This is a genomic window from Pusillimonas caeni, from assembly GCF_003545815.1.
GTDB lineage: Bacteria > Pseudomonadota > Gammaproteobacteria > Burkholderiales > Burkholderiaceae_B > Pusillimonas > Pusillimonas caeni.
In genome coordinates, this window is the sequence record NZ_PDUW01000010.1 from 66,238 (window position 1) to 90,928 (window position 24,691).

General features: G+C 64.8%; 20 protein-coding genes. 10 read left to right on the plus strand and 10 right to left on the minus strand.

The genetic code is table 11. The annotated features are described in order from the left end of the window. Positions 1 to 204: 204 nt before the first annotated feature. The 3 genes from hemW to rph form a co-directional block, all read right to left on the minus strand. On the minus strand, positions 205 to 1,425 hold the full coding sequence (hemW, locus tag CSC67_RS18470) for a radical SAM family heme chaperone HemW (RefSeq protein WP_118995930.1): 1,221 nt from the start codon (positions 1,423 to 1,425) through the stop codon (positions 205 to 207). Continuing rightward, complete coding sequence (gene rdgB / locus CSC67_RS18475; protein ID WP_118995931.1) at positions 1,426 to 2,076, minus strand: RdgB/HAM1 family non-canonical purine NTP pyrophosphatase; 651 nt, start codon at positions 2,074 to 2,076, stop codon at positions 1,426 to 1,428. A 169-nt stretch (positions 2,077 to 2,245) separates the two neighbouring features. Then, on the minus strand, positions 2,246 to 2,986 hold the full coding sequence (rph, locus tag CSC67_RS18480; protein ID WP_118995932.1) for a ribonuclease PH: 741 nt from the start codon (positions 2,984 to 2,986) through the stop codon (positions 2,246 to 2,248). An 81-nt stretch (positions 2,987 to 3,067) separates the two neighbouring features. Between rph and CSC67_RS18485 the strand changes: the two genes are divergently transcribed. Continuing rightward, complete coding sequence (locus CSC67_RS18485) at positions 3,068 to 4,024, plus strand: YicC family protein (protein WP_118995933.1); 957 nt, start codon at positions 3,068 to 3,070, stop codon at positions 4,022 to 4,024. Between the two features lie 48 nt (positions 4,025 to 4,072). On the opposite strand, the gene CSC67_RS18490 is transcribed toward CSC67_RS18485, so the two are convergent. After that, complete coding sequence (locus CSC67_RS18490) at positions 4,073 to 5,146, minus strand: DUF808 domain-containing protein (protein WP_118995934.1); 1,074 nt, start codon at positions 5,144 to 5,146, stop codon at positions 4,073 to 4,075. Positions 5,147 to 5,283: 137 nt separating this feature from the next. Between CSC67_RS18490 and CSC67_RS18495 the strand changes: the two genes are divergently transcribed. Then, the gene (locus CSC67_RS18495) at positions 5,284 to 7,005 is read left to right on the plus strand and encodes a VRR-NUC domain-containing protein (protein ID WP_118995935.1); all 1,722 of its coding nucleotides are present in this window, start codon (positions 5,284 to 5,286) and stop codon (positions 7,003 to 7,005) included. Beyond that, positions 7,002 to 9,446: an ATP-dependent DNA helicase gene (locus CSC67_RS18500; RefSeq protein WP_118995936.1), complete on the plus strand. Its 2,445-nt coding sequence runs from the start codon at positions 7,002 to 7,004 to the stop codon at positions 9,444 to 9,446. Before CSC67_RS18495 ends, CSC67_RS18500 begins: the two co-directional genes overlap by 4 nt. Here CSC67_RS18500 and CSC67_RS18505 read toward each other — a convergent pair. Both CSC67_RS18505 and CSC67_RS18510 read right to left on the minus strand, forming a co-directional pair. Beyond that, a complete protein-coding gene (locus CSC67_RS18505) occupies positions 9,328 to 9,924 on the minus strand; it encodes a cupin domain-containing protein (protein ID WP_118995937.1) in 597 nt (198 codons plus the stop codon). The two genes, CSC67_RS18500 and CSC67_RS18505, sit on opposite strands and share 119 nt — an antisense overlap. Before the next feature lie 10 nt (positions 9,925 to 9,934). Continuing rightward, a complete protein-coding gene (locus CSC67_RS18510; protein ID WP_118995938.1) occupies positions 9,935 to 10,867 on the minus strand; it encodes a 5'-methylthioadenosine/S-adenosylhomocysteine nucleosidase in 933 nt (310 codons plus the stop codon). Positions 10,868 to 11,115: 248 nt separating this feature from the next. Between CSC67_RS18510 and pbpG the strand changes: the two genes are divergently transcribed. Continuing rightward, the gene (gene pbpG, locus CSC67_RS18515) at positions 11,116 to 12,147 is read left to right on the plus strand and encodes a D-alanyl-D-alanine endopeptidase (protein WP_118995939.1); all 1,032 of its coding nucleotides are present in this window, start codon (positions 11,116 to 11,118) and stop codon (positions 12,145 to 12,147) included. Between the two features lie 93 nt (positions 12,148 to 12,240). Here the strand turns inward: pbpG and CSC67_RS18520 are convergent, their stop codons facing one another. From CSC67_RS18520 to CSC67_RS18530, 3 genes are all read right to left on the minus strand, one after another. Continuing rightward, entirely contained in the window at positions 12,241 to 13,278 is a 1,038-nt protein-coding gene (locus CSC67_RS18520; RefSeq protein ID WP_118995940.1) for an ABC transporter substrate-binding protein, read from the minus strand. A gap of 145 nt (positions 13,279 to 13,423) precedes the next feature. Further along, the gene (locus CSC67_RS18525; RefSeq protein WP_118995941.1) at positions 13,424 to 14,470 is read right to left on the minus strand and encodes an ABC transporter substrate-binding protein; all 1,047 of its coding nucleotides are present in this window, start codon (positions 14,468 to 14,470) and stop codon (positions 13,424 to 13,426) included. A gap of 44 nt (positions 14,471 to 14,514) precedes the next feature. Next, positions 14,515 to 15,282: an SDR family NAD(P)-dependent oxidoreductase gene (locus tag CSC67_RS18530; RefSeq protein ID WP_118995942.1), complete on the minus strand. Its 768-nt coding sequence runs from the start codon at positions 15,280 to 15,282 to the stop codon at positions 14,515 to 14,517. A 230-nt stretch (positions 15,283 to 15,512) separates the two neighbouring features. Between CSC67_RS18530 and CSC67_RS18535 the strand changes: the two genes are divergently transcribed. The 3 genes from CSC67_RS18535 (at position 15,513) to CSC67_RS18545 (ending at position 18,355) form a co-directional block, all read left to right on the plus strand. Beyond that, positions 15,513 to 16,547 carry an ABC transporter substrate-binding protein gene (locus CSC67_RS18535; protein ID WP_245220290.1) on the plus strand — a complete coding sequence of 345 codons (1,035 nt, stop codon included), beginning with the start codon at positions 15,513 to 15,515 and terminating at the stop codon, positions 16,545 to 16,547. Between the two features lie 38 nt (positions 16,548 to 16,585). Continuing rightward, positions 16,586 to 17,410 (plus strand): TauD/TfdA dioxygenase family protein, encoded by an 825-nt coding sequence (locus CSC67_RS18540; protein WP_118995944.1) that lies wholly within the window; start codon positions 16,586 to 16,588, stop codon positions 17,408 to 17,410. 147 nt (positions 17,411 to 17,557) lie between these two features. Then, entirely contained in the window at positions 17,558 to 18,355 is a 798-nt protein-coding gene (locus CSC67_RS18545; RefSeq protein WP_118995945.1) for an NRDE family protein, read from the plus strand. Between the two features lie 37 nt (positions 18,356 to 18,392). Here the strand turns inward: CSC67_RS18545 and ypfH are convergent, their stop codons facing one another. After that, positions 18,393 to 19,133: an esterase gene (gene ypfH / locus CSC67_RS18550; RefSeq protein ID WP_118995946.1), complete on the minus strand. Its 741-nt coding sequence runs from the start codon at positions 19,131 to 19,133 to the stop codon at positions 18,393 to 18,395. A 141-nt stretch (positions 19,134 to 19,274) separates the two neighbouring features. Here ypfH and imuA point away from each other — a divergent pair, with 141 nt between their 5' ends. Genes imuA through CSC67_RS18565 form a run of 3 tightly spaced genes read left to right on the plus strand, consistent with a single transcriptional unit; the run spans position 19,275 to position 24,688 of the window. Continuing rightward, complete coding sequence (gene imuA / locus CSC67_RS18555) at positions 19,275 to 20,003, plus strand: translesion DNA synthesis-associated protein ImuA (RefSeq protein ID WP_118995947.1); 729 nt, start codon at positions 19,275 to 19,277, stop codon at positions 20,001 to 20,003. Next, positions 19,933 to 21,408, plus strand: coding sequence for a Y-family DNA polymerase (locus CSC67_RS18560; RefSeq protein WP_118995948.1), 1,476 nt, complete (start codon positions 19,933 to 19,935; stop codon positions 21,406 to 21,408). The genes imuA and CSC67_RS18560 overlap by 71 nt, the downstream gene beginning before the upstream one ends. A gap of 4 nt (positions 21,409 to 21,412) precedes the next feature. Further along, positions 21,413 to 24,688, plus strand: a complete 3,276-nt coding sequence (locus tag CSC67_RS18565; RefSeq protein ID WP_118996026.1) for an error-prone DNA polymerase — start codon at positions 21,413 to 21,415, stop codon at positions 24,686 to 24,688. Positions 24,689 to 24,691: the final 3 nt, after the last annotated feature.

Here is a 24,691-nt window from a genome sequence, read left to right on the forward strand (position 1 = left end):
GCACCAGAAACAAGGCGGTTCGACCTGCTCGCCGGAAAATACCGCGTGTTTTCGCCGGAAGAAATGCCCCGACTTGGTGCGTCGCCCCATATTGGGTCAAATTGTAGTGCAACGGCGTCGCACAAACGTCCCTATCATGGAAACGAGTCGTAAATGGCGGCCCCATGACACGATCATGACTGCGCAGAGGGCATTCGGAAGCGTTCAATCCAGGAACATGGCCTGGAGATCGTTCAGGAAGCGCCAGCCCAGCGGGGTGGTCCGGATGCGGGCGGGGTCGTCTTCGAGCAGGCCCGTGGCCACCGCCCGATTCACGACGGGCAGAATGGACGCCAGGCTCAGCCCCGTGCGGTCCTCGAAGCTGGAAGCACTGACGCCCTGCTTCAGGCGCAGGGCGTTGAGCATGAATTCGAAGGGCAATTCCTGCGGCGACACATGGCGCTCTTCGGCGATATGGCCGCCGTCGCGCTTGTGCGCCGCGGCCATCCAGGACTGCGGCTGGCGCAGCCGGGACTGGCGGATGATGCGGTCGGGAAAGGACAGTTTGCCGTGGGCCCCCGGGCCGATGCCCAGGTAATCGCCGAATTCCCAGTAATTGAGGTTGTGGCGGCTGCGTCCGCCCTGCCGGGCATAGGCGGACACCTCGTAGCGCTGCCAGCCGCCGGCTTCGGCCAGTTCGGCTACGCTGTCCTGCATGGCTGCCGCCGCGTCCTCGTCGGGCAAGGCGGGCGGCGGATACTTGGCGAAGACGGTGTTGGGTTCGAGCGTGAGGTTATACAGGGAGAGATGCTCGGTGCCGAAGGCCATGGCGGTCCGCAGATCGGCCAGGCAGGCCTGCTGCGTCTGCCCCGGCAGTGCGAACATCAGGTCCAGGTTGACGCGGGCGAAGGCCTCCTGCGCCGACTCGATGGCGCGCCGCGCCTGGGCCGAGTCATGGATGCGGCCCAGCGCCTTCAGCGCGGCATCATCGAAGCTCTGTATGCCCAGCGACACGCGATTGACTCCGCTGCGCGCGTAATCCAGGAAGCGCGCGGCCTCGACCGTGCCCGGGTTCGCCTCCATGGTGATCTCGGCATCGGGCCACAGATTCAGGCAGGCGCGGAACATCGCCAGCATTTCGTCCACGGCGGCGGCCGACAACAGGCTGGGCGTGCCGCCGCCCACGAAGACCGTATGCACCTGCCTGCCCCATATCAGGGGCAGCGCCTGTTCGAGGTCGGCGCGCAGCGCGGCCAGATAGTCTTGTTCGGGCGGATCGCCCTTGAGCTCGTGCGAATTGAAATCGCAGTATGGGCATTTACGCACGCACCACGGCACGTGCACATACAGCGACAGGGGCGGCAGGGTGGCCAGCCTGACGCCGCCGGATAGCGCGTCGGCCCGCCTGGCGCCGCCCTCGGGCGCGATGGGTATGACCTTTTGCACTCAGGCCTCGTCATGCCCCGCCAGGGCCTGGAGCAGCTTGCGCAGGGCGCGCGCACGATGGCTGTGGCGGTTCTTTTCTTCGGGAGGCAGTTCGGCCGCCGTCATGCCCAGGTCGGGCAGGTAGAAATAAGGGTCGTAGCCGAAGCCGTTGGCGCCGGCCGGCTCGAGCGCGATCCGGCCCTGCCACACGCCTTCCGCGATGATGGGGCGCGGATCGTCCGCGCTGCGCACATAGACCAGCACAGCCACATACGAGGCCGAGCGATCGGCCCGGCCCTCGAGCGCATGCAGCAGATGCCGGTTGTTGGCCGCGTCGGATTTTTCGCCGCCGGCAAGGCTGGCATAGCGGGCCGAATACACGCCCGGGGCGCCGTCCAGGCAACCGACGCACAGGCCCGAATCGTCGGCCAGCGCCGGCAGCCCGGTATGGCGGCTGGCGTGGCGCGCCTTGGTCAGCGCATTTTCGACGAAAGTGGCAAACGGCTCTTCGGCTTCGGCGACACCCAATTCGCCCTGCGGCACCATCTGGATGCCCGCAGTGGCGAGGATGGCCGAAAATTCTTTCAGCTTGCCGGCATTGTTCGAGGCAAGGACGACTTTGGAAAGCACGGATTCAGCGGGGGGCGTGGACGAGGAGGTTTGATCGGACATTGGAACGGAATGAAAATGGGAAAGGCCTTGGCCGACCGCGACGAAACGCCGGTGGCGGGCGGAAGCCCGCAGGGGCGGGCTTCGAAGCCGGCGCGTGGAGTAGGCTTCATTTTAACCGACGGGGTTGGGCCGGACGGCGTGAAAGCGCGTGCCCCAGGGCCTGTCGACGCTAAGCCGCGTCCGACAAGGCCTGCTTCTGCAGCTCGACCAGACGAGCGATGCCCTGGGCCGCCAGGCCGAGCAAGGCATCGAGTTGAGGCCGATCGAAGGTTTGGCCTTCGGCCGTGCCCTGCACTTCGACAAACCCGCCCTGCCCCGTCATGACGATATTCATGTCGGCGCCGCAGCCCGAGTCCTCGGGATAGTCCAGGTCGAGCACGGGCCGGCCGCCCACCAGGCCGACCGACACCGCCGCCACATGGTCGCGCAAGGGGTTGCCCGCAAGCAGGCCGCCGTGCACCAGTCCACGCACGGCCAGAGCCGCAGCCAGCCATGCGCCGGTGATGCCGGCGCAGCGCGTGCCGCCGTCCGCCTGCAATACATCGCAGTCCAGATGCAGGGTGCGTTCGCCCAGCGCCTGGAGATCGAACACGGCCCGCAGGCTGCGCCCGATCAGGCGCTGGATTTCCTGGGTGCGGCCGCTTTGCTTGCCCCGCGCGGCCTCGCGGTCCGAACGCGTGTGGGTGGAGCGAGGCAGCATGCCGTACTCGGCGGTGACCCAGCCCTGCCCCCTGCCCTTGAGAAAAGGCGGCACTTTGTCGAGCACGCTGGCATTGCACAAAACATGGGTATCGCCCATCTTGATCAGTACGGACCCTTCGGCATGGCGTGTATAGCCGGTTTCGAACAGGACCGGACGCAGCTGGTCGGGCAGGCGGCCCGAAGGCCTTTGAGTGGGGCTGGAAGACAAGAAAGCTCCTGATTCTGATGAAAAGGGTCGCCGGCATGGGCAATAATAGAGGTCACCCATCATTATGCAGGATACCCATTCATGATACGCAGCATGACCGCCTTCGGCGCCGCCCGGGCCGAATCGTCCCTTGGCAGCGTCACCGTCGAAATCCGCACGGTCAACAGCCGCTATCTGGACGTCAGCCTGCGCCTGCCCGACGACCTGCGTCTGGCCGAAGCGCCCTTGCGCGAACAGATCGCCAAACACCTTCGCCGCGGCAAGGTCGAAGTGCGCGCCGCCTTCGCGCGCGCCGGCGACGATGCCGCGCAGGCGCTCACCGACGACTATCTCAAGCACACCGCCGAGCAGCTTGGCCGCGCGCGCGGTTTCATTCCCGACACGCCCGCCCCGACCTTGGCCGAATTGATCAAGGGCGCGGGCGCCTCCGAAGAAGCGCCCGACCCCAAGGCCTGGAGCGCCCTCTGCATCGAGGCCAGCGCCCAGGCCTTGGCCGAGCTGCAGGCCAATCGCGAGCGAGAAGGCGCGCGCCTGGCCGACATGATGCTCGAGTGCGCGCGCGGCGTGGCCGGCATCGTCCAGACGGTCGAAGGCGACGTGCCGCAGTTGCTGGCCGAGCACCGGCAGAAGCTGGCCGCCAAGCTGCGTGAAACCCTCGAAGCCGCCAGCCCCGCGGGCCTGTCCCTGATCAGCGGCGAAGAGCTCTCGGCCCGCATCGCCCAGGAAGCCTCGCTGTTCTCATTGCGCATCGACGTCGCCGAAGAGCTGTCGCGCCTGCGCTCGCACATCAGCGAGCTCCAGCACTTGCTGGGCGGCGATTCCGGCGCCGCGGACAGCCTGCCGCCGGCCGACAGCAAAAACACCGGCAAGGCCGCCGCGGGCAGCATCGGCAAGCGGCTGGATTTTCTCTTTCAGGAAATGAACCGCGAGGCCAATACGCTGGGCTCCAAGGCCAGCGGCATCGAAGTCACGCGCGCCGCCATAGACCTCAAACTGCTGATCGAGCAGATGCGCGAGCAGGCGCAGAATATCGAGTGAGCCCTGCGCCGCCGATGCCGGCGGCGAGCCGGGTCGGATATTCGGCGTTCACTTCCGCAGGCGCTGCAGCAGAGACAGAGCACCGTATACGACCATGCCCGCCACGACGCCGGTCGCCACACTGACCAGGGCCGGGCCCAGATAGGAAGCGGCGGCTTCAAGCAAGGACGGGTGCTTGTTGGCCGCATGATGGAAAGCGTGGTGCACCCAGCCTTGCAGCGGGGCGATGCCGTGGATGAGCAGCCCGCCGCCCACCAGGAACATGGCGGCCGTACCCGCGATGGACAGGCCCCGCATCACGTAGGGAGCAAACGCCAGTACGCCGCGGCCCGCCGCACGGGCTGCGCGCGGCGCCATGGTCTCGCCCCGGTGTCGGAGCAGCCAGCTGCCCACGTCGTCCAGCTTGACGACGGTGGCCACCAGGCCGTAAACGGCGACGGTCAGTATGACGGCCACCACCGACACCACCAGCGCGCGGGTCGTGAACGGCGCGCCGGCCACCGTGCCCAGCGTGACGGCCACGATTTCGGCCGACAGTATGAAGTCGGTGCGTATGGCGCCCTTGATCTTCGTTCGCTCGCGGGCGCGCAGGGCGGCCGGGTCCAGCTCTGCTCGGCCGGATGCCGGCTCGCCCGCCGCTCGGGCGGACTGAGCGGGCGACGCCTCTGCGACGTGCCGGCCCTGATCGGCTGCCGTACTCTCATGGCGAGCTTCTTCACCGGCCGGCCGGCGGTGGGCTTCCGTCCCGCCTTGTTCGCGGCCTTCCGCCTTGGCCTTGTGCCGCGAGCCCGAAAAAGAATGGACGATCTTCTCTGCTCCCTCATAGCAGAGGAACAGTCCTCCCACCATTAACAAGGGAGTTATGACCGCGGGCAGGATCGCGCTGATGAGCAGCGCGAGCGGAACGAGGATGAGCTTGTTCAGGAAAGAGCCCTTGGCCACGGCCCAGACCACCGGGAGCTCGCGCTTTGCGGCCATGCCGCTGACCTGCTCGGCGTTGAGGGCGATGTCGTCGCCCAGCATGCCGGCGGTCTTTTTTCCCGCCAGCTTGGTCATCGCGGCGACATCGTCCAGTATGGTGGTGATGTCGTCCAGCAGCATCAATAGCCCGGCTCCCGCCATATCGTACCTCCTCATGCCGGCACACGCCGTTGCGATCCATGCCAAGCCGCTTAGAGCAAGGCGGCGCCTCGGCCTGTGCCATTTTTTCACGGGCCGCCTTGCCTGATATACTGTTTTTATACACAGCATATCGACCTATGGCGCAGCAGCTCGACAATCCCTTCTATTACCTCGACAACTTCGAGTTCGTGCTGAACTGGGTCGGGCAGCGCTATGCCGACGTGCTAAGCGGCGATGAACAGGGCTTCATCCAGCAATATCGGGGCCTGCCCCGCTCGTCGCGCGCCCTGCTGGCACGCATGGTCATGCGCCGGGGCGTGCTGTTCCGGCGCAGCCGGCTGCGCTACGCAGAAATCGGCCCCGTTGAGCAGGCCCTGGCGCCGCTCGTACAGGCCGGCTGGGTCGACGCACGTCCCTGCCTGAGCCTGAGGCAGCTGTTCGGGCTCTTCACCAAGGCCGAGCTGCTTCGCGCATTCTCCGGCCATGGCCTGCCGGCGTCGCTGTCCAAGGCCGCCCTGTACACCCGCCTGTCCGAGGGGCTCGCCGCAGCCGCCGCGCCTTCTCAGCCCGCGTCACCGGCCGGGCCCGCTGATCGAATCTCGCACACGTCCGCCGCCCACGACCAAGCTCTGCCGCTGTCGGGCTGGTGGAGGGACGCGGACGACGAGGTCTGCGAGCTGCTCGCCATGCCCTTGTGCGAACGCTTCAGGCTGATGTTCTTCGGCAATCTGCGCCAGGACTGGAGCGAATTCGTGCTGGCCGACCTGGGCTTGCTGCAGTACGAAGCGGTGTCTTTCTCCGCCTCGTGCCGGGCTTTGGCCACCCGGCAGGACGTCGATGACTATCTACATCTGCATGCCTGCACCGAACGCCTGCTCCAAGGCGAAGGGCCCGCGAGCGTCATGGCCTGCGTTCCGGCGCATGTCCATGCCAACGGCTGGATCGAGCGGCGGCGCGCCAAGCTGCTGTTCCGCATCGGCCAGGCCTGCGAGCGGGCCGAAGACTGGGAAGGCGCCTTGCGAGCCTATGGCGAAAGCAGCCATGGCGAGGCCAGGCTGCGCCGCGTGCGCGTGCTGGAACGTGCGATGCGCCACGAGGCGGCCCTGCAGGCGGCGGAGGCGGCGCTGAGCGAACCGGCGAGCGAGGCCGAGGCGCAGCAACTGGCGCGCATGCATCCCCGGTTGCGGCGCAAGCTGGGTCTGCCCGTTCCGGCCCGGCCCAAAAAACCCCGTCCGCCTTCTACAATCACCTTGCGGGCGCAGTACGCCCCGCATGGCGTCGAGGAGCTGGCGCGGCGGTATTTGCATCAGGATGAGGCGCCGGCCCACTACGTCGAAAATGCGCTCGTCAACGCCCTGTTCGGCCTGCTGTGCTGGGACGTGCTCTTCGCCCCTCTGCCCGGCGCCTTTTTCCATCCCTTCCAGCGCGGGCCGGCCGACCTGAGCGAACCGGATTTCGTGCGACGGCGGCAAGCGCGCTTCGACGCCTGCCTGTCCCAGCTCGATTCCGACCAATACCTGCATACCATCCGGAACAACCTCAACAGCAAGGCCGGCCGGCAATGCTCGTTCGTGCATTGGCCGGCGCTGAGCCCCGAGCTGCTTCAACAGGCGCTGCGCTGCATACCGTCCGGCCATCTCAAGAAATGGTTTCTGCGCCTGCTGGCCGACATCCCCGGCAACCGGTCGGGCTTTCCCGACCTGATCCAGTTCTGGCCCGCCGAAGGACGCTACCACATGGTCGAGGTCAAGGGCCCCGGAGACCGTCTTCAGGACAACCAGCAGCGCTGGCTGGCCTACTTTGCCGAACACGACATGCCTGTCTCCGTCTGCTTCGTGCGTTGGGCCGAATCGCCATGAGCTACGTCGTTTCGGTGCGCACATTGTGCGAATTCGCCGCCAGGCGTGGCGATCTCGATCTGCGCTTCCATCTGGCGCCCAGCGGCCAGGAAGGCGTGGCGGGACATCGCATCGTCACCTCCCGGCGGCCCGCCCGCTATCAAAAAGAAATATCGCTTCAAGCCCAATATGAAGCATTGACCGTGCGCGGACGCGCGGACGGCTTCGACCCGGAGGCCAACCGCCTCGAGGAAATCAAGACCTATCGCGGCCGCCTGCGCGACGTTTCCGCAAGCCATGGCAGCCTGCACCGGGCGCAAGCCCGTCTGTACGGCCATCTCATGTGCCGGAAGCTGAAGCTGGACGCCATCGAACTGGCGCTGGTGTATTTCAATGTCGCCACAGGGCGCGAAACCGTTCGCAGCGAGCACTGCGCCGCCGCCGACCTGGAACGCCACTTCAATACCCTGTGCGACGAATTCCTTGCCTGGGCCCAACAGGAAATCCGGCATCGCGAGCGACGCAACGAGGCCCTGCAGGCGCTGGAACTGCCTTTCGAGGGCTTTCGCGATGGCCAACGCACATTGGCCAAAGCGGTATATCGCGGGCTGCGCGACGGCGGGCACCTGGCCATCCAGGCGCCCACCGGCATCGGCAAGACCATGGGCACGCTCTTTCCCGCGCTCAAGGCCGTGCCGGCCCAGGGCCTGGACAAGGTGTTCTTTCTTACCGCCAAGACCTCGGGCCGCAACGTAGCGCTGCACGCCCTGCGGACCCTGCGGGACTCGCCGGACATGCCTTTGCGCGTGGTGGAACTGGCCGCGCGCGATCATGCGTGCGAGCATCCCGACAAGCAATGCCACGGCGAAAGCTGCCCCCTGGCCAAGGGCTTTTACGACCGGCTGGGCAAGGCGCGCGAGCAGGCGCTGAACGCCGGCATGCTCGACCGGGCGGCGTTGCGGCGGCACGCCCTGGAACATGATCTGTGCCCCTACCATCTGGGCGGCGAACTTGCGCCCTGGTGCGACGTCGTCGTGGGCGACTACAACTATTATTTCGACGTGGGCGCGACGCTCCACGCCCAGGCCGTCGCCCAAGAGTGGCGAGCCGCCGTGCTGGTCGATGAAGCTCACAATCTGGTCGAGCGCGCACGGGCCATGTACTCGGCCACCTTGCGCCTGCACGACCTGCGCGCCTTGCTGCGGGCCATGCCCGACTCGGCGCAGGGCGCCGCTGCGCGCGGGCGGGCCGGCCACGGTACTGCCGCCCCGACGTTGTCCATACCGGACCAGGCCTCGCTCTGGCAAGAGGCGGATCCCGCCGGCTCCTTGGCCCGTCCTTCCGCCTGCAAGGGACTGCGAAACGCCTTGAACAGCCTGGCGCGCGCCTGGACGGCGCTTCTCGCCGACCAGGCCGGCGCTTATCATCGCCATTCGGCCCCGCCCCAGCCTTTCGTCGAATCGCTACGCCAGGCCGCCGGTGCGCTGTCCGACCATCTGGAGCAAGGCGCGGATTCGGCGCAGGACGATGCATTGCGCTTCTATTTCGATATCCAGCACTTTCTGCGCATGGCTGAAAGCTTCGGTCCGCACTCGGTATTCGAGACCACGAAGCTTCTGCGCCACGAGGCGGGCCAGGCGCTGTCCGAATGCGGCATCCGCAACGTCGTTCCCGCACCCTTCCTGAAGCCCAGGTTCGAAGCCGCCCACGCCTGTGTGCTGTTTTCAGCAACGCTGCAGCCCTCGCCGTTCTACGCCGACGTGCTGGGCCTGCCCTGCACCACCGCCTGGATCGGCGTAGACACGCCGTTCCGCGCAGAACAGCTTCGGGTCCGGGTCGTTCGGGACATTTCCACCCGCTACGCCGATCGCCAGGCGTCGCTGGCGCCCATGGCGGAAGTCATCGCCGCGCAATATGCGCGACAGCCCGGCAACTACCTGGTGTTCGCCAGCAGCTTCGACTACCTGCACCAACTGGCCGAGGCTTTTGGCGGCCGTCTACCAGCCGTGCCCATATGGACCCAGTCGCGCGACATGGACGAAGCGGCCAGGGCGCAGTTCCTGGCACGCTTCGAGGCCTCGGGGCAAGGCATCGGCTTCGCCGTGCTGGGCGGCGTGTTTGCCGAAGGCATCGATCTGCCGGGAGACCGTCTGATAGGCGCCTTCATCGCCACTCTGGGGCTGCCGCAGGTCAATCCGGTGAACGAAGCGCTCAAGCAGTGCCTGGACGCCAGTTTCACAGGGCGCGGCTACGACTATGCTTATCTGTATCCCGGCCTGCGCAAGGTGGTGCAGGCGGCGGGCCGCATCATACGCACGCCTCAGGACGCGGGCGTGGTCTACCTCATGGACGATCGCTACAACCGGCCGGCGGTACGCCGCCTGCTGCCTTCGTGGTGGCGCATCGAGCAGTCGCGGGTGCAAGCCGGGCCATCAGATCGGCATGCTGGGGATGCCGTCTGATCAAGGCCCGAGTGTCGGCCAGCTCGAACTCGCTGAACTCGAAGCCGGGCGCCACCGTGCAGCCCACCAAGGCAAAGGCGTCGCGCGCCGCGTCATCGGCGCGATGCATTGCGTGCGATGCCAGCTCCGCAGCGAACCAGCATCCCGCCGGAACGGCTGCCTGGAATACGCACCCCGGCTCGCGCAGAGGATCGCCCAGGCGATGCGTCGACAAACCTTTTTCATCGTTCAGCACATGGATGTTCAAGGCGGACCCCGCATAGAAATGCCACAGCTCGTCTGAAGCGATACGGTGCCAGGCGGAGTGGTCCTTGCCTTCCAACAGGTAATAAATGGCCGTGGACGCGTCGCGGCGACCGGCCTGCGTCGTCACGCCCATGGAGCTGCGGTAGGTTTCGCGATAGTAGCCGCCCTCGGGATGGGGCAGCAGGCCAAGCTGCCTGATCAGGCGCTGCGCGGGGGTGTCGTCGTGGGTCATGTTCGGCGCCTCATTGCCATGCTTTCAAAAAAGCCATCAGCACGCGGGTGGAGTTTTCGGCCGCCAGGTTCAGGAAGGTGTGCACCTCGCCCGCGCCGTCGCCGCCTCCCGCCAGGTCGCTCAGTGAGCGAAAGGCGATGAAGGGCACGCCGTTGCTATAGGCCACCATGGCGCAGGCGGCGCTTTCCATGTCCACTACATTGGCCTGGAACGCCTCGTGCAGATGTTCGCGCAGGGCCGGGTTGTCGACGAACACCGGGCCCGACACCCCATTGCCGCCCACCACCAGCTCGGGCCGGTGAGTCAGGCATTGGCCCCTGGCGTCGCAATCCTTCAGTTCCAGGTCCTGGATACGACGCGCCGTCTCGAGCAGGCCGGGGTCGACGTCGAACCAGAATTTTTCATGCAGGGCGGGCTGCGCGGCGTTGCGCACCATGACAGGCCGCGTAAAGAACATGCCGAAGCCCGGCGCGTCCACATCGCCGCCCACGCCCATGGCATCGTAGCGGCCCGGCTCGTTCTCGAGCGCGGCCACGGTCTCCAGGTACTGCCCCCAACGCTCGACCACCGTCACGTCGCCGATGTGCAGCCCGGGGTTCACCCCGCCCGCCACCCCGCTGAAAACGATGTGGGTCACATTGAATCGGTCGAGCGACAATTGCGTGTTCATGGCCGCGTTGATCATGCTGACCCCGCTCAGGAAGACGAGCACGGGCTTGCCTTGCAGCGTGCCGGTCAGAAACTCCACGCCGTTGACTGAATGGCGGGCGGTTTCACCCAATGCGCCGCGCAATATGGCTACTTCGGGCTCGAAGGCGGAAATGACGGCGATGCGCGGCGTTTCGTCCAGACGTCCCGCCGCCTGCGCCATGGCGCTCGTTGCGGCAAGGCAGAAGGCAAGAAGGTAAAGGCCGAAGCGGCGGATGTGAAGGAAGGCGGCCATGGTTTTTTGTATTTGAGAGTAAGCGGAACGGACTCATTGTATGTGCTTCGGGCGCTGTGGAACGGCGCGGAAACGAAGCTTTCGGCCGGCAAGATCGGCGGCTGGGCGCCAGAGAAATTCAGTGCGGCGTCAGAAAGGTATAAAAACGCTTTAAGTTCTGAATGTAACTCCATAAATATATTGGTGATTTTGATTTTGTCTGATATGATCGCTTTCAGTTTTCCCGTCTCAAAAAGCCCGCGCCCGCCATGCCATTCGCCTCTCGCCGACATGCCCTGTCCTGGTCCCTGGCCGCCGTCCTTGCCGTCGGCGCCTTGTCTTCAACCCCCTTGCGGGCCCAAGAACCCGGCCAGATCCGCGTGCAGCCGGCCTCGGGCGCCGCGGCAAGCCATGTCGCACCCCGGCGCAGCCACGCCTTGGCCGGCGCAGGCCAAGGCGGCGTCATCCAGGTGGCCTTGCGCCAGAGCCGGCACGAAACCGCGCCTCTGCCCTCGCGCCGCGAACTGACGCCTGCTCCCTCTCAATTGACGCAGCTGCACTCCGAAGTGGCCTTCGTGCAGGATCTGTCCAGTTCCACCGTGCTGTACGACCAGAACAGCGACGAGGCCAGGCCCATCGCGTCGATCTCCAAGCTCATGACGGCGCTGGTGGTGGCCGAGGCCAACCTGCCCATGGACGAGATTCTGTCCATTTCCGACGAAGACGTCGACCGGGTGCGCCATTCACGCTCGCGCCTTGCGGTCGGCACCGAGCTGAGCCGCGCCGACATGCTGCACCTGGCGCTGATGTCGTCCGAAAACCGGGCGGCTCATGCATTGAGCCGGCATTACCCGGGCGGCATGCCCGCATTCATCCGCGCAATGAACGACAAGGCGCGGGCGCTGGGCATGCGCCGCACTCATTTCGTCGAGCCCACGGGCCTGTCCGAACACAATGTTTCGACGCCGCGCGACCTGGTCAAGCTGCTGCGCGCGGCGGCCGAACAACCCCTGATCCAGCGCTATTCCACCGACGACAGCTATCAAGTCACCGTGGGCAAGGGCCGTTCGCTCCAGTACAACAATACCAATCGGCTGGTCAAGAACAGCCAGTGGGACATCCAGCTTTCCAAGACCGGCTTCATCAACGAAGCGGGACAATGCCTCGTCATGGTCACCCGCATTGGCGGCCGGGACCTGGCCATCGTGCTGCTCAATGCCACCGGAAGCTATTCGCGCATAGGCGATGCGGTAAGGCTGCGCAAATTCGTCGAGAACGAAACCAATCTGGCCATGCTGTAGCAGCAAAGGGCGCCCGCGGGGCGCACGCTTTCCATCCGGATATTCCGAGCAGCCTGCGGGCGTCGACTGCAACGCCCGCGGGCATTTGTCGAGTCACCGGACGTTTTGGATGATGGATTCGAAGCGCCGATAGGCTTCTTCCTGTTCGTCCAGCACCGTGCCCGGGTCCAGTATCTTGAGCTTCACGTTTTCGAAAGGCGGATCGATCTTCTTGTTGGTGGCGTAGTAGCCGATTTCGCGCAGCACGCGTTGCGCCTCCTCGCCCAGCAGATAGTCGTAGAACAGCATGGCCGCATTGGGATGCGGCGCATCCTTCAGTATGCCCATCCCGATGGTAATGGTGACGGCCGGCTCAATGGCGAACCATTCTATCGGCGCGCCGGTCTTCTTGGCCTGTTCGACGCTGTAGTCGTACACCGTCAGCGCCAGCGGCACTTCTCCCGAGCCGACCAGGTTGGTCAACAATGGATGGCCATTGCGCACCGAGAGCTGGTTCTTGGCGACCAGATCCTTGAAGAACTGCGTGCCCTTTTCATCGCCCATATCGTGAACGACCGAGGCCATCCAATCGTAGTCCGAGCCTTCGATGGCCAGCTTGCCCTTCCACTTTGGGTCGAGCAGATCTTCGTAGGTCTTGGGCAGGTCTTCTTTCTTGACTGCACGCGTGTTGTAGGCCTGCACCAATGTCAGCAGATTGATGGACACCCATTCCCGGTGTTCAGGTATGGCTTCGTCGATCAGGCTATCGAAACGCGGTGTTTGCACCTTCTGCAGCAGCCCCTCGCGATGCAGTGCCTCCATGGGCGGAGACGTGCTGGCGATGATGTCGACCTTGGGCCGGCCCGAGCGCGCCTCGTTGATGACGCGCTGCTGGATCAATTCGGAGCGCGCGCGCCAGGTCTCGACCTTGATGCCGTACTTCTTTTCAAAGGGCTCGATCAGGTCTTTGGCGTATTGAGTCGGGATAGTGGTGTAGAACACCAGCGTACCCTCCTTTTTCGCACTCTCTTCCATGCGCGCCTGCCTGTCGTCTCCGCTGTACAGCGCGATCGGCTCGGTGCTTTGGCTCCAGGCAAGAGACGACGCGCAGTAAAGCATCGAGCAGGCCAAAGCCCTGAACATCCTGTTCATTGTGGTTCTCCTTCATTGGTGTCCGGGCCCGCTCATCGACGACATATGTAGGCCCGGTTTATAAGCATATTGTTGCCGGCGTTTTTAGTATCCGCGGGGCGGTTTGGAGTGTCAACGCTTATGTTCTTATATACGGAATCAAGTTTCATTTTCTTAAAATGGCTTCGAATCTGGCGTAGGACTCCTCCTGTTCATCCAACAACGTCGCGGGGTCCAGCACCTTGAGGCGAAGCTTCTTGACGGGCTGCTCTATCTTGGCGTTGGTCGCAAGATAGCCGATTTCAGCCAGTATTTTCTGAGCCGGCCCGCTGATCAGATAGTCATACAACAGCAACGCAGCGTGGGGATGAGGCGCGCCCCGAGGCACCGCCATGGCATCGGCGATGGTGATTGCGGGCTCGATGGCGAACCACTCGATGGGCGCACCATTCGCCTTGGCTTGATCCACGCTGTACTGGTAGACCGTCAACGCCAGGGGCACTTCTCCCGAACCCACCAGATTGGTCAGCAAGGGGTGGCCGTTGCGTACCGTCAACCGGTTGCGTCCGACCAAGTCCCTGAAGAACTGCTCGCCCTTCTTCTCGCCCATGCCGGCGATGACCGAAGTCATCCATTCATGGTCGGAACCTTCGATGGCCAGCTTGTCCTTCCATTTGGGGTCCAGCAGGTCTTCATAGGTTTTGGGCAGGTCCGATTGCTTGACGGCCTTGGTGTTGTACGCCTGTACGAAAACATATTGGAGCGTGGAAGCCCATTGGCGATGCGCCGGCGCGGCCGAAGAAATGAGCTCTTCGTGATGGGGCGAATGTATTTCCTGCAGCAGGTTTTCGCGCCGCATGGCCTCGATGGGGGGCGAAATGCTGGCGACCACGTCGGCCCGGGGCTTGCCCGCGCGAGCCTCATTGACCACTCGCTGCAAGATCAGTTCGGACCGTGCGCGCCAGACGTCCACCTTGACGCCGTATTGTTTCTCGAAGGGCTCGATCAGCATCTTGACGTACTGCGCCGGCGTCGTGGTGTAGAACACCACCGTGCCTTCCTTGCGCGCGCCCGCTTCCAGGCGCTGCTGCCGGTCGGCGCCCGACATCGTCGCCAGTGCCTGCAGCGACGCTTGCTGGGCGGCGGCATGTGGCAGCGTCACGCAGGCCAGGCAAAGCAAGACGATGCGTACAACAACATGGTTGAATGCCATGCGGTCCTCCAATCGGAAAAGGCGGCGCCCGGCCGCCTGCGGCCTCAATGCATGCAGGAGCCGCCATCCACCACCAGGGTCTGGCCGGTGATGAAGTCGCTGTCGGCCGAGGCGAAGAAGACCACCGCGCCGGTAAGGTCCTCGGGGCTTTGCACCCGCTTGAGGGCGCGCGTAGCGCTTGCCTGGGTGCGCATCTTCACGATGCTGTCGTCCGGGTTCTCTTCGGACAGCGTGCTGCCGGGCGCCACGCAGTTGACGCAGATATTGTCCTTACCCACTTCGTTGGCCAAGGTCTTGGTGAAGCCGAGAATGCCGGCCTTGGAGGTGACATAGTGGATGCGGCTGGGCGAGCCTTTCAGCGCGGTGCCCGAACTGACGTTGACGATCTTGCCGTAGCCCTGTTTGCGCATCTGCGGGATGACGGCGCGGCTGGCCAGCCAGGTGCCCTTCACGTTGACCGACATCATGCGGTCCCATTCGTCGATGCCGATTTCGTCGAAAGGCGAGCGCGACATGGGCACGGTGGCGAATATCGCGGCATTGTTGACCAGGACATCGATACGGCCGAAGCGCTGGACGGCGGCCTCGGCCATTTGTTCCACGCTGACGGGGTCGGACACGTCGGTACGCACGCCCAACGCTTCGTGGCCGGCATCGCTCAGTTCCTGCGCAACAGCCTGCGCCGCCTTTTCGTCTATCTCGGCGATGACCACCTTGGCGCCCTCCGCCGCAAGCCTTGCGGCGTACGCCTTGCCGATGCCATGTCCACCGCCGGTGACGATCACTACGCGGCCTTCGAGTCTTTCTTTCATCGTGTCTCCTGATGCATTGCTGTAGATGCGCTTCGAATGGCGCAACGCCCGGCGATGCCTCCTGTCGCGACCCGGGCCAGGCACGGCCGACTCTATCACCGGGCTTTGTCATACGTCAATAAAATTTTCCATATAAAAGAACACTATCCCTTTATACAGAAAAATTTTATTTCTTCCCAGGAGCGTGCTATAACCGAAGCTCATCTCGAGGAGACATCCTTATGATACATATGAGCATAAAAAGCCTGGTATCCTCCATTGCCCTGTCGGCGGCTTGCGTCTTTCCGGCCCATGCCGCCTCGTTCGCCGACCTGGCTTTCAAAGACACGCCGCAGCGCCATGAGCAGCTGGTGGAACGGGCGCGCCGGGAAGGTTCGCTTACCCTCTATACCTCCATTCCGTCGAAGGACATGGCCGTGCTCACCGCTGATTTCGAGAAACGCTACGGCGTGCACGTCAATGTGTGGCGCGCCTCCACGCTCAAGGTCGTCCAGCGCATGGTGGCCGAGAAAAAGGCCGGCCAGTGGAATTTCGACGTCGTGGATATTTCCTCTCCCGAGCTCGAAGCGCTGTACCGGGAAGGCCTCTTGCAGCAGGTCGACTCGAAGCTTCATGCCACCCTGCTGGAAGACGCCATGCCTTCCCATCGCGGCTGGGCGCCGCAGTTCATCACCTTGTTCGTACAGGCCTACAACACCAACGCCATCAAAGAGGCGGACCTGCCCAAGACCTATGCCGATCTGCGCGATCCCAAATGGAGGGGACAGCTGGGCGTGGAAGCCAGCGACGGTGACTGGTATTGCGGACAGGTCGAGCATCTGGGACAGGAACAAGGCAAGCAGCTGTTCGACGACATCGTCAGAACCAATAAATGGTCGGTGCGCAGCGGACACTCCCTGCTTGCGAACATGGTCGTTTCGGGCGAGGTGCCCATCGGACTGACCACCTACAGCTATATGATCGACCAGGCCAAGCGCCAAGGGGCGCCGGTCGACTGGTTCGCCATCGATCCCATCATCGCGCGCACGAACGGCATCGCGGTATCGCGCCAGCCGGCGAATCCGCATGCGGCGCTGCTGTTCTATGAATACATGATCAGCGATGCACAGCCCCTCATCCTGAAGATGGATTACTACTCGCCCGTCAAGAAACTGGCTTCTTCGCCGAAGGGGGCAAGCATCCGCTTCGTGGACCCATTGATGGATCGGGCGGAAATCGAACGCTGCAACCAGGCCTTCATGCAACTGAACAAATTGTCGAACTAGAACTTGGGCCGCCAGCCTTGCGCGGCCGGGAGACGAAAATGGCGCTTTCCTTCATTCCATTCGATGCCCCGCTTGGAGCGCGCGTGACCGGTCTGGACATCACCCGCCTCGGTCCCGACGAAGCCGGGCAACTGTACGATGCCTGGCTGAAGTACCACGTGCTCGTCATCCATGGGCCGATTGTGTCCGAAGACCAACTGGTCGATTTCGGAGCATGTTTCGGCAAAATCGAGAACGCGAGACGGCGATCGTCGCTGGCCTCGCGGCCCGAAATCATGGTCATCTCCAACATCCGCGAGAACGGCCAGACCGTGGGCGCCCTGCCCGACGGCGAGCTGACCTTCCACTACGACCGCATCCACCAGAAGGTGCCGAACAAGGCCGGCGTGCTGCATGCTCTGGAGGTTCCCGACGCCGGCGGGGAAACCTTGTTCGCGGACATGTGCCTGGCCTACGAGACCCTGCCGGCCGACACGCGCAAGCGCCTGGATGGGCTGACCGCCTTGAACACCTATGAGTATGGCCAGACCCACGCCGAGAACAAGAAGCTGGCGCAGGACGCGCCGACGGCGGTGCATCCGGTCGTCAGGACGGTGCCCGAGACCGGGCGCAAGGCCTTGTTCGTCTGCCGCCTCATGACGGACCGCATCCTGGGGCTGAGCGAAACCGAGAGCCGCGAGCTGCTGGACAGCCTGTGCGACCACGCCGAGGATGAGCGCTTCGTGTACGCGCACCGCTGGCAGGCGGGCGACATCTTGGTTTGGGACAATCGCTGCGCCATGCACGCGCGCCGCGACTTCGACGGCAGCCAGCGCCGCCTCATGAAGCGCGTCACCGTGGGAGAAAGCCGGGCGCCGCAATGAGGCAATGCCATCACACAAGCACGGCCGGCTATCCCTTGCCATGCGCAGCGAACTGAAGAGGCTGAAGCAATGATGGAGGCGCGCCATGAGGCTAGGCATACAAATGCAGTAAGCTAAGGCTCATCGACACCAGCCTTTCGACAGATCATGTGCATTGCCTACCTGGCCATCGGCGCCCATCCCGACTGGCCCTTGTTCATCGCGGCCAACCGCGACGAATTCCACGCCCGCCCCACCACGGCGGCGGGTCCCTGGCCGGCGCATCCCGATCTGCTGGCGGGCATCGACGAAATGGCCGGCGGCACCTGGCTGGGCGTCACGCGCCAGGGCCGCTTCGGCCTGCTGACCAACTATCGCGACATGGCTTACGATCCGCAGGCCGCTTCACGCGGCGCGCTCGTCGCCGATTATTTGAGAGAGGAAATACCGCCGGAAGACTACGCCGCCCGGGTCGCCCGGCAAGGCGGCCGCTACAACGGCTTCAACCTCATCGTGGGCGACCTCGGACAAACCTGCTATGTGGGCAACCGGCATGGCGAGGGCCGGGCCATGGGACTCGAACCCGGCAGATACGTGTTGTCCAACCACTTGCTGAATACGGCCTGGCCCAAGACTCAAAGGCTGAAAACCCGGCTGGACGAATACCCCCTGCAAGAACTGGCCAAGACCCTGAACCCGGTTTTCGACATTCTGAAAGACACCACCCCGGCCGAAGACGACGCGCTGCCGAGCACCGGCCTGTCGCTGGAGCGTGAGCGCCTGCTGAGCAGCCCCTTCATCGTCAGCCCCGAATACGGCACGCGCTGCTCCACCGTCGTGGCCATAAGCGGCGATGGCCGCGGCTTTTTCAGTGAAATCACCTACGACCCGCAAGGGGTGGCGGTTGAACGCCATGATTGGCCTTTCATCGTGGCTGAGCGCCCCGCCCTGGCGCACGGCTCCTGACGCTGCGATACATGGCCTTGGCCACGACCGGGTTTTATCAGTGCAGTGTCCGTGAAGGCGGGTCGAGATCATTCAGGTCGGGAACGTCGGGGTCGCTGCGCAATTCACCCAAAGCGGCTTTCCAGCTGCGCAGCGGCACACAGGTCTGCAAGCGGTATATGGCCTGCCGGATCAGGGCGTCGTGCAATTCGTGTCCCACCTTGGTGGCGATGTCCAGGGTGGCGTCGCCTTGCAGCTCGGCCAGATGCTCGTGTGTTTCGCGCATGAACTCGACCGGCACGAGCGGGTCTTCTTCGCCGTGCAGCAGATGCAGGGTGGTGGCCGGCGGCGCCATGTCCGGCAAGCGGGCGTAACAGCCCGAGAAGGCCAGCACCCGCCCCGCCAGATCGAACTGGGCATGGACCGCCTCGAGCGCGATGGTGGCGCCCTGGCCGAAGCCCGCCAGCGCAGTGTGCTCGCCTTCGAGCTGGTATTGTCTTTGCAGGCGCTGGATCAGGTTGATCAGGGCGGGCAGGGCCGTCTTGACGCGCTCTACGTAGTTTTCTTCGGTCAAGCCATTCTGTTCGAACCAATGGTGGGCGGTATCGGCCGAACGCAACGGCGCATAGGGCAGCACGACCATGCTTTGAGGAAAGGCCTGCTTGACGGACTGGGCCAGCTGGCTCAATTGCACGGGTGATGAGGCGTCGTCGTGAAGCAGGACGAAAAGCTGCTTGGGCGCGCCCTGCGCGGGCACGTAGATCAGCGGCATGGGCATTTGCCCTTTGGGTGTAGTCATGAAAATCGGTTCCACACAAGCAAGAATGTATGAAGCTAGGTTAGCCCAGGCCGGCCTTTTGTGACAAACCGCCGGCCGGTTGGAAATCGCCGATCCGCCTGATATATACTGTACATAAATACAGTATCGAAGCGCGATCCCATGAAGCTTTCCTCTTCCATTCTGCGCCACCCCGAGCGCATCCACTCCGGTCTCTGGAAAGGCTCCCAATTGGCCCAGGCCCAGCGCCCCGCCCTGTCCACCGGCTTCAGCCAACTGGACGACGAACTGCCGGGCCGGGGCTGGCCCTTGGGCGCCCTGATCGAAATCTCCCTCGAACGTCCAGGCATCGGCGAGATCGCCCTGCTGCGCCCGGCCCTGGCTCAATTGGGCGGCGAACGAAGCATCATGTTCATCCAGCCGCCCTGCGCGCCGCACTTCCATTGCTGGACCAACTGGGGGCTGCACGGCCAGCGCCTGCTCTGGGTGCAAACCGATAGCCTTCCCGACACTCTGTGGGCCTGCGACAAAGCCCTTCGGCACAACGCCTGCTCGGCCCTGCTTTGCTGGGCGCCCGGCGCGCGGGCCCAGTCGCTGCGCCGCCTGCATCTGGCCGCCCAGCAAAGCGACACCCTGCTTGTCATGCTGCGTTCGCCGGCCGACACCCGACAGCCCTGCGCCGCGCCGCTGCGCCTGGGGCTGCGGCCGGCCGAGCAGGGCTTGCAGGTGTCCATCCTCAAGCGTCGCGGGCCGGCCTGCGGGCACACGGTGCCCATCGTCCTGCATCCCGAACGCGCCTATTCCAGCTCAGCCGCCTCCCATGTCTCTCTGGATCAGCCTTCACCTGCCCTTTCACAGCCTGGACGCCGCTTTTCCTCATTGGCGCACTAGGCAGCTGGCCGCGGCCGTCCTCGATCAGGAGCAAGTCTGCGCCTTGACACCGGCCGCGCTCGAGGCCGGCATCACGCCCGGCATGCGCCACGGCACGGCGCGGGCGCGGGCGCCGCAGGCCTTGCTCAGCCGCCGTGACTTCCAGGCTGAAGCCCAGGGCTTGCAGCAGGCGCTGCTTTGCCTGCTGCAGTTCACGCCCGACATTACCCTGCTCGATGCGCATTCATTGGCCATGGAGGTGGACGCCAGCCTCGACCTGTTCGGCGGCCCCCGCAGCTTATGGAGGCGGGTGCAAGACTCGCTGCAAGGCCTCGGCCTGAATCCGAGCCTGGCCATGGCCCCTACCTGCCAAGGAGCCTGGGCGCTGGCTCTGCAGACGCAAACCCGGCGGCGGCGGGTGCTCAAGCCCGCCACCTTGTCCCGGCGGCTCGATCCCCTGTCCGCCGCTTGCCTGCCCGCTCTGCACCCCTGGCTCGAATGGCTGGAGAGCCTGGGCTGTTCCACCCTGGGCCAGTTGCGCCGCCTGCCCCGCAAAGGTCTGCAGCAACGCACCCGGCCCGAAGCCATGCAAGCCATCGATGCCGCCTATGGCCGCCACACTCCACCCTGCACCTGGGTCACGCCGCCGGCAAGGTTCGGGCGCCGCCACGATACGCTGCAGCGCCTGGAGCACGTCCATGCCGTGCAGGCCGTGGCCGCAAAGCTCATCGACCAGCTTTGCGGCTGGCTGCAGGCGGGCCACCGCTCGGCCAGCCGGCTCTCGTTCATGCTGCATCACGAAAAAGGCCGCCATGCCCGGCCGCCCTCCATGCTGGAGCTGTCCCTGTCCCAGCCGGGCTGGCGTCCGGACGACTTTCTGCCTGCGCTGGCCGAGCATTTCAGCCGGCTGGTCCTGCCCGACCACGTCATCGCCATCGAACTACGGGTCGACGAAACCCGGGAGCGCATGGCGCGCAGCCAAGGCCTGTTCCCCGAGCCCGCTCAATGGGCCCGCCAGGAAAGCCGCCTGCTCGACCTGCTGCGCGCCCGCCTGGGCGAAGACCACATCCTGAAAGCCAGGCCTTTTGCCAGCCATCTGCCCGAAGCCGCCAATCGCTGGGTGCCCGCCGCCGAGGCGGACGCACCCTCCACCGAGGCCGCACCCGCCTTGCCGGAGCAGGCCCGGCCTTTCTGGCTGCTGGACCCGCCCCTGGCCTTGCAGGTCGACCGCCACACTCCCCTGTACCAAGGCCGCCGCCTGCGCCTCATACAAGGACCCGAGCGCATCGAAAGCGGCTGGTGGAGCGAAAAGCACCAGCAGCGCGATTACTTCATCGCCCAGGATGCACAGCATGCGCGCTACTGGATCTACCGCCAGCGCGCCGCCCTGGATGCACGCTGGTTCCTGCACGGCCTTTTCGGATAGCATCATGCAGCCTGACACGCTTCCCGACTACGCCGAGCTGGACTGCATCTCCAATTTCAGCTTCCTGCGCGGCGCCTCCCATCCCTACGAACTGGTCCGGCGCGCGGCCAAACTGGGCTACAGCGCCCTGGCGCTGGCCGATGAATGCTCGGTAGCGGGGGTGGTGCGGGCATACATCGAGTCGCTGGAACACAGCATCCACCTCATCGTCGGCAGCCGCTTCCGGCTGGACGCCGACGAGCCCGCAGACGAACTGCACATCATCGCTCTGGCGCGCAACGGCGAAGGCTACGCCAATCTTGCCGAACTCATCACCCTGGCGCGCACGCGCAGCACACCCAAGGGGCAGTACCAGCTAAGCCTGCAAGACATCCTCGAACCGCCGCAAGGCCTCACTCATCTGCGCGGCCTGCCCGGCTGCGCCATCATCTTCAAGCCCGCCTACGGCATCCAGGCCGAAGCGCTGCGGCGGCAACTGCAGCGCTTGCGCCATGCCTTTCAAGATGGCTTCTGGCTGGGGCTCACCCTGCACCATCGCCAAGACGACGCCCGGCATGCCATGGTGCTGCAGCAAGCGGCCCAAGAGCACGGCCTGCGCATCACTGCCGCCGGCGAAGTGCATATGCACAGCCGTTCGCGCCAGCCCCTGCACGACACGCTCACGGCCATCCGGCTGCGCACCCCCATCGCCCAGTGCGGCTATGCCCTGGCTTCCAATGCCGAGCCTCATCTGCGCAGCCGCCTGCGCCTGCTGCAGCTGTATCCGCCGCAGGCTTTGGAAGAAACCCTGGCCATCAGCCGGCTTTGCCGTTTCGATCTCAACAGCATCAAGGATCGCTACCAGTATCCGCGCGAAATCGTTCCACAAGGCCTGACACCCACCCAGTACCTGCGCCAGGAAACGCTTGAAGGCGCCCGCGGACGCTATCCTCAGGGCATACCGTCCAAAGTACAGGCCCAGCTGGAAACCGAGTTGAACATCATCGCCTCGCTGGGGTACGAGCCCTATTTCCTCACGGTCTACGACATCGTGCGGTTTGCGCGCCGCGAGGGCATTCTTTGCCAGGGCCGCGGTTCGGCCGCCAATTCGGCCGTCTGCTATTGCCTGCGCATCACCGAGGTCAATCCCGTCAACGGCAACGCCCTGTTCGCCCGCTTCATCAGCGCCGAGCGCAACGAGCCGCCCGACATCGACGTCGATTTCGAGCACCAGCGGCGCGAGGAGGTCATCCAGTACATTTACAAGGAATACGGGCGCAAGCGGGCGGCCCTCACCGCCGTGGTCATCACCTACCGTGCCCGCAGCGCACTGCGCGACACCGGCAAGGCCCTGGGCGTGGAGTTCGACCTGATCGAAAAAGTGACCAAGTCCTGCCGCCACTGGGACGGCAAGGGCGAACTGATCCAGAAAATGATCGAACAGGGTCTGGACCCCGATTCGCGCCTGGCCCGGCAGTGGGCCGCCCTGGCACAAGAGCTGCGCGATTTTCCGCGCCATCTCTCGCAGCATCCGGGCGGCTTCGTCCTGGCCGACGACAACCTGGCCCGGCTGGTACCCATCGAAAACGCCGCCATGCCCGGCCGCAGCGTCGTGCAGTGGGACAAGGACGACCTCGACGCGCTCAAAATCCTGAAGGTCGACGTGCTGGCCCTGGGCATGCTGTCGGCCCTGAACCGCATGCTGGCCATGGTTTCGCAGCGGCGCGGACGGTGCTTTACCCTGGGCGATATCGAGGCCCACGACGAGCCCACCTTCGAAATGATCCGCAGGGCCGACACCATAGGCGTCTTCCAGATCGAATCACGCGCGCAGATGAGCATGCTGCCGCGTTTGAAGCCCAAAGTGTTCTACGACCTGGTCGTGCAGGTGGCCATCGTGCGGCCCGGACCGATACAGGGCGGCATGGTGCATCCCTACTTGCGCCGGCGCAACGGAGAAAAATTTGACTACCCCCATCCCGACATCAGAAAGATACTGGAGCGCACCCTGGGCGTACCCATCTTCCAGGAGCAGGCCATGCAGATCGCCATCGATGCCGGCGGCTTCACGCCTGACGAGGCCGACGAGCTGCGCCGCTCGATGGCGGCCTGGCGGCGCAAAGGAGGTATCGGCCCTTTTCATGCCAAACTGATCAACGGCATGAAAGAAAAAGGCTACGACGAAGACTACGCCGAGGCCATCTTCAAGCAGCTCGAGGGCTTCGGCGAATACGGCTTTCCCGAAAGCCATTCGGCCAGCTTCGCCCAGCTGGCCTATTTCAGCGCCTGGTTCAAGCGCCGTGAACCCGAAGCCTTTCTGGCGGCCCTGCTCAACTCCCAGCCCATGGGATTTTACTCGTCCAGCCAGCTCGTACAGGACGCCCGGCGGCATGGCGTCGAAGTTCTACCGGTCGACGTCACGGCCAGCCTATGGGAAACCAGCCTCGTCCTGCCCGATGGAAAGGGCCTGACCGGCGGTGGACGGCCGTCCAAAGGCATGAGTCCGTCCAACGGGCTTGATGCTCTAGAAGCCATATCTCAAGCCCATGATGTGGCGGATCACTTAGCGACGTCATCCGACGACGGCGCTCCCCGGCCCGCGGTCCGCCTCGGCTTCAACCAGATCAAGGGCTTTTCCGAAGAAACCGGCCTGCGCATCGAAGCCGCGCGACGGCAAGGCCCATTCCGCGATCAGCACGATCTGGCCCTGCGGGCGGGCCTCGAGCGCGCCGACCTCGAACGGCTGGCCGGCGCCGACGCCCTGCGTCCGCTCAGCGGCCACAGACGGCAGGCACAGTGGCAGGCCGCCAATCCACCCCTGAAGGGCCTGCTGCGCAATGCCCCGGTACGCGACACGGACGCCCCTGCCCTGCTCCCTCCCACCGAAGGCAGCGAAATACTGGCCGACTACCACTCCATGCAGCTCACATTGCGGCGGCATCCACTGGCCCTGCTGCGCCGCCTGCCCGAACTGCGGCCCTTTGCCAGCGCCGCCCAGCTCGAGCAGCATCCCGACGGCCGCCTGGCCCGGGCCTGCGGCCTGGTCACCATGCGCCAGCGGCCGCAGACCGCGAACGGCATCATCTTCGTCAGCCTCGAAGACGAAACCGGCATCGTCAACGTCATCGTGCGACCCCAGGTGGCCGAGTGCCAGCGCGTGCCGCTGCTGCAATCACGCCTGATGGCGGTGCATGGGGTGTGGCAGCAGCACGAAGGCGTCCGCCATCTGATGGCGGGCCGTCTCATCGACCTGAGCTTCCTGCTCGGCACCCTGCCCACCCGCAGCCGCAATTTTCATTGAGTT

Bases quoted from the DNA above. Each gene is read 5' to 3' on its own strand.
- rdgB (WP_118995931.1), bottom strand. From the start codon at position 2,076: ATGTCCGATCAAACCTCCTCGTCCACGCCCCCCGCTGAATCCGTGCTT.
- CSC67_RS18485 (WP_118995933.1), top strand. From the start codon at position 3,068: ATGATACGCAGCATGACCGCCTTCGGCGCCGCCCGGGCCGAATCGTCC.
- CSC67_RS18490 (WP_118995934.1), bottom strand. From the start codon at position 5,146: ATGGCGGGAGCCGGGCTATTGATGCTGCTGGACGACATCACCACCATA.
- CSC67_RS18495 (WP_118995935.1), top strand. From the start codon at position 5,284: ATGGCGCAGCAGCTCGACAATCCCTTCTATTACCTCGACAACTTCGAG.
- CSC67_RS18500 (WP_118995936.1), top strand. From the start codon at position 7,002: ATGAGCTACGTCGTTTCGGTGCGCACATTGTGCGAATTCGCCGCCAGG.
- CSC67_RS18505 (WP_118995937.1), bottom strand. From the start codon at position 9,924: ATGACCCACGACGACACCCCCGCGCAGCGCCTGATCAGGCAGCTTGGC.
- CSC67_RS18510 (WP_118995938.1), bottom strand. From the start codon at position 10,867: ATGGCCGCCTTCCTTCACATCCGCCGCTTCGGCCTTTACCTTCTTGCC.
- pbpG (WP_118995939.1), top strand. From the start codon at position 11,116: ATGCCATTCGCCTCTCGCCGACATGCCCTGTCCTGGTCCCTGGCCGCC.
- CSC67_RS18520 (WP_118995940.1), bottom strand. From the start codon at position 13,278: ATGAACAGGATGTTCAGGGCTTTGGCCTGCTCGATGCTTTACTGCGCG.
- CSC67_RS18525 (WP_118995941.1), bottom strand. From the start codon at position 14,470: ATGGCATTCAACCATGTTGTTGTACGCATCGTCTTGCTTTGCCTGGCC.
- CSC67_RS18530 (WP_118995942.1), bottom strand. From the start codon at position 15,282: ATGAAAGAAAGACTCGAAGGCCGCGTAGTGATCGTCACCGGCGGTGGA.
- CSC67_RS18535 (WP_245220290.1), top strand. From the start codon at position 15,513: ATGAGCATAAAAAGCCTGGTATCCTCCATTGCCCTGTCGGCGGCTTGC.
- CSC67_RS18540 (WP_118995944.1), top strand. From the start codon at position 16,586: ATGGCGCTTTCCTTCATTCCATTCGATGCCCCGCTTGGAGCGCGCGTG.
- CSC67_RS18545 (WP_118995945.1), top strand. From the start codon at position 17,558: ATGTGCATTGCCTACCTGGCCATCGGCGCCCATCCCGACTGGCCCTTG.
- ypfH (WP_118995946.1), bottom strand. From the start codon at position 19,133: ATGACTACACCCAAAGGGCAAATGCCCATGCCGCTGATCTACGTGCCC.
- imuA (WP_118995947.1), top strand. From the start codon at position 19,275: ATGAAGCTTTCCTCTTCCATTCTGCGCCACCCCGAGCGCATCCACTCC.
- CSC67_RS18560 (WP_118995948.1), top strand. From the start codon at position 19,933: ATGTCTCTCTGGATCAGCCTTCACCTGCCCTTTCACAGCCTGGACGCC.
- CSC67_RS18565 (WP_118996026.1), top strand. From the start codon at position 21,413: ATGCAGCCTGACACGCTTCCCGACTACGCCGAGCTGGACTGCATCTCC.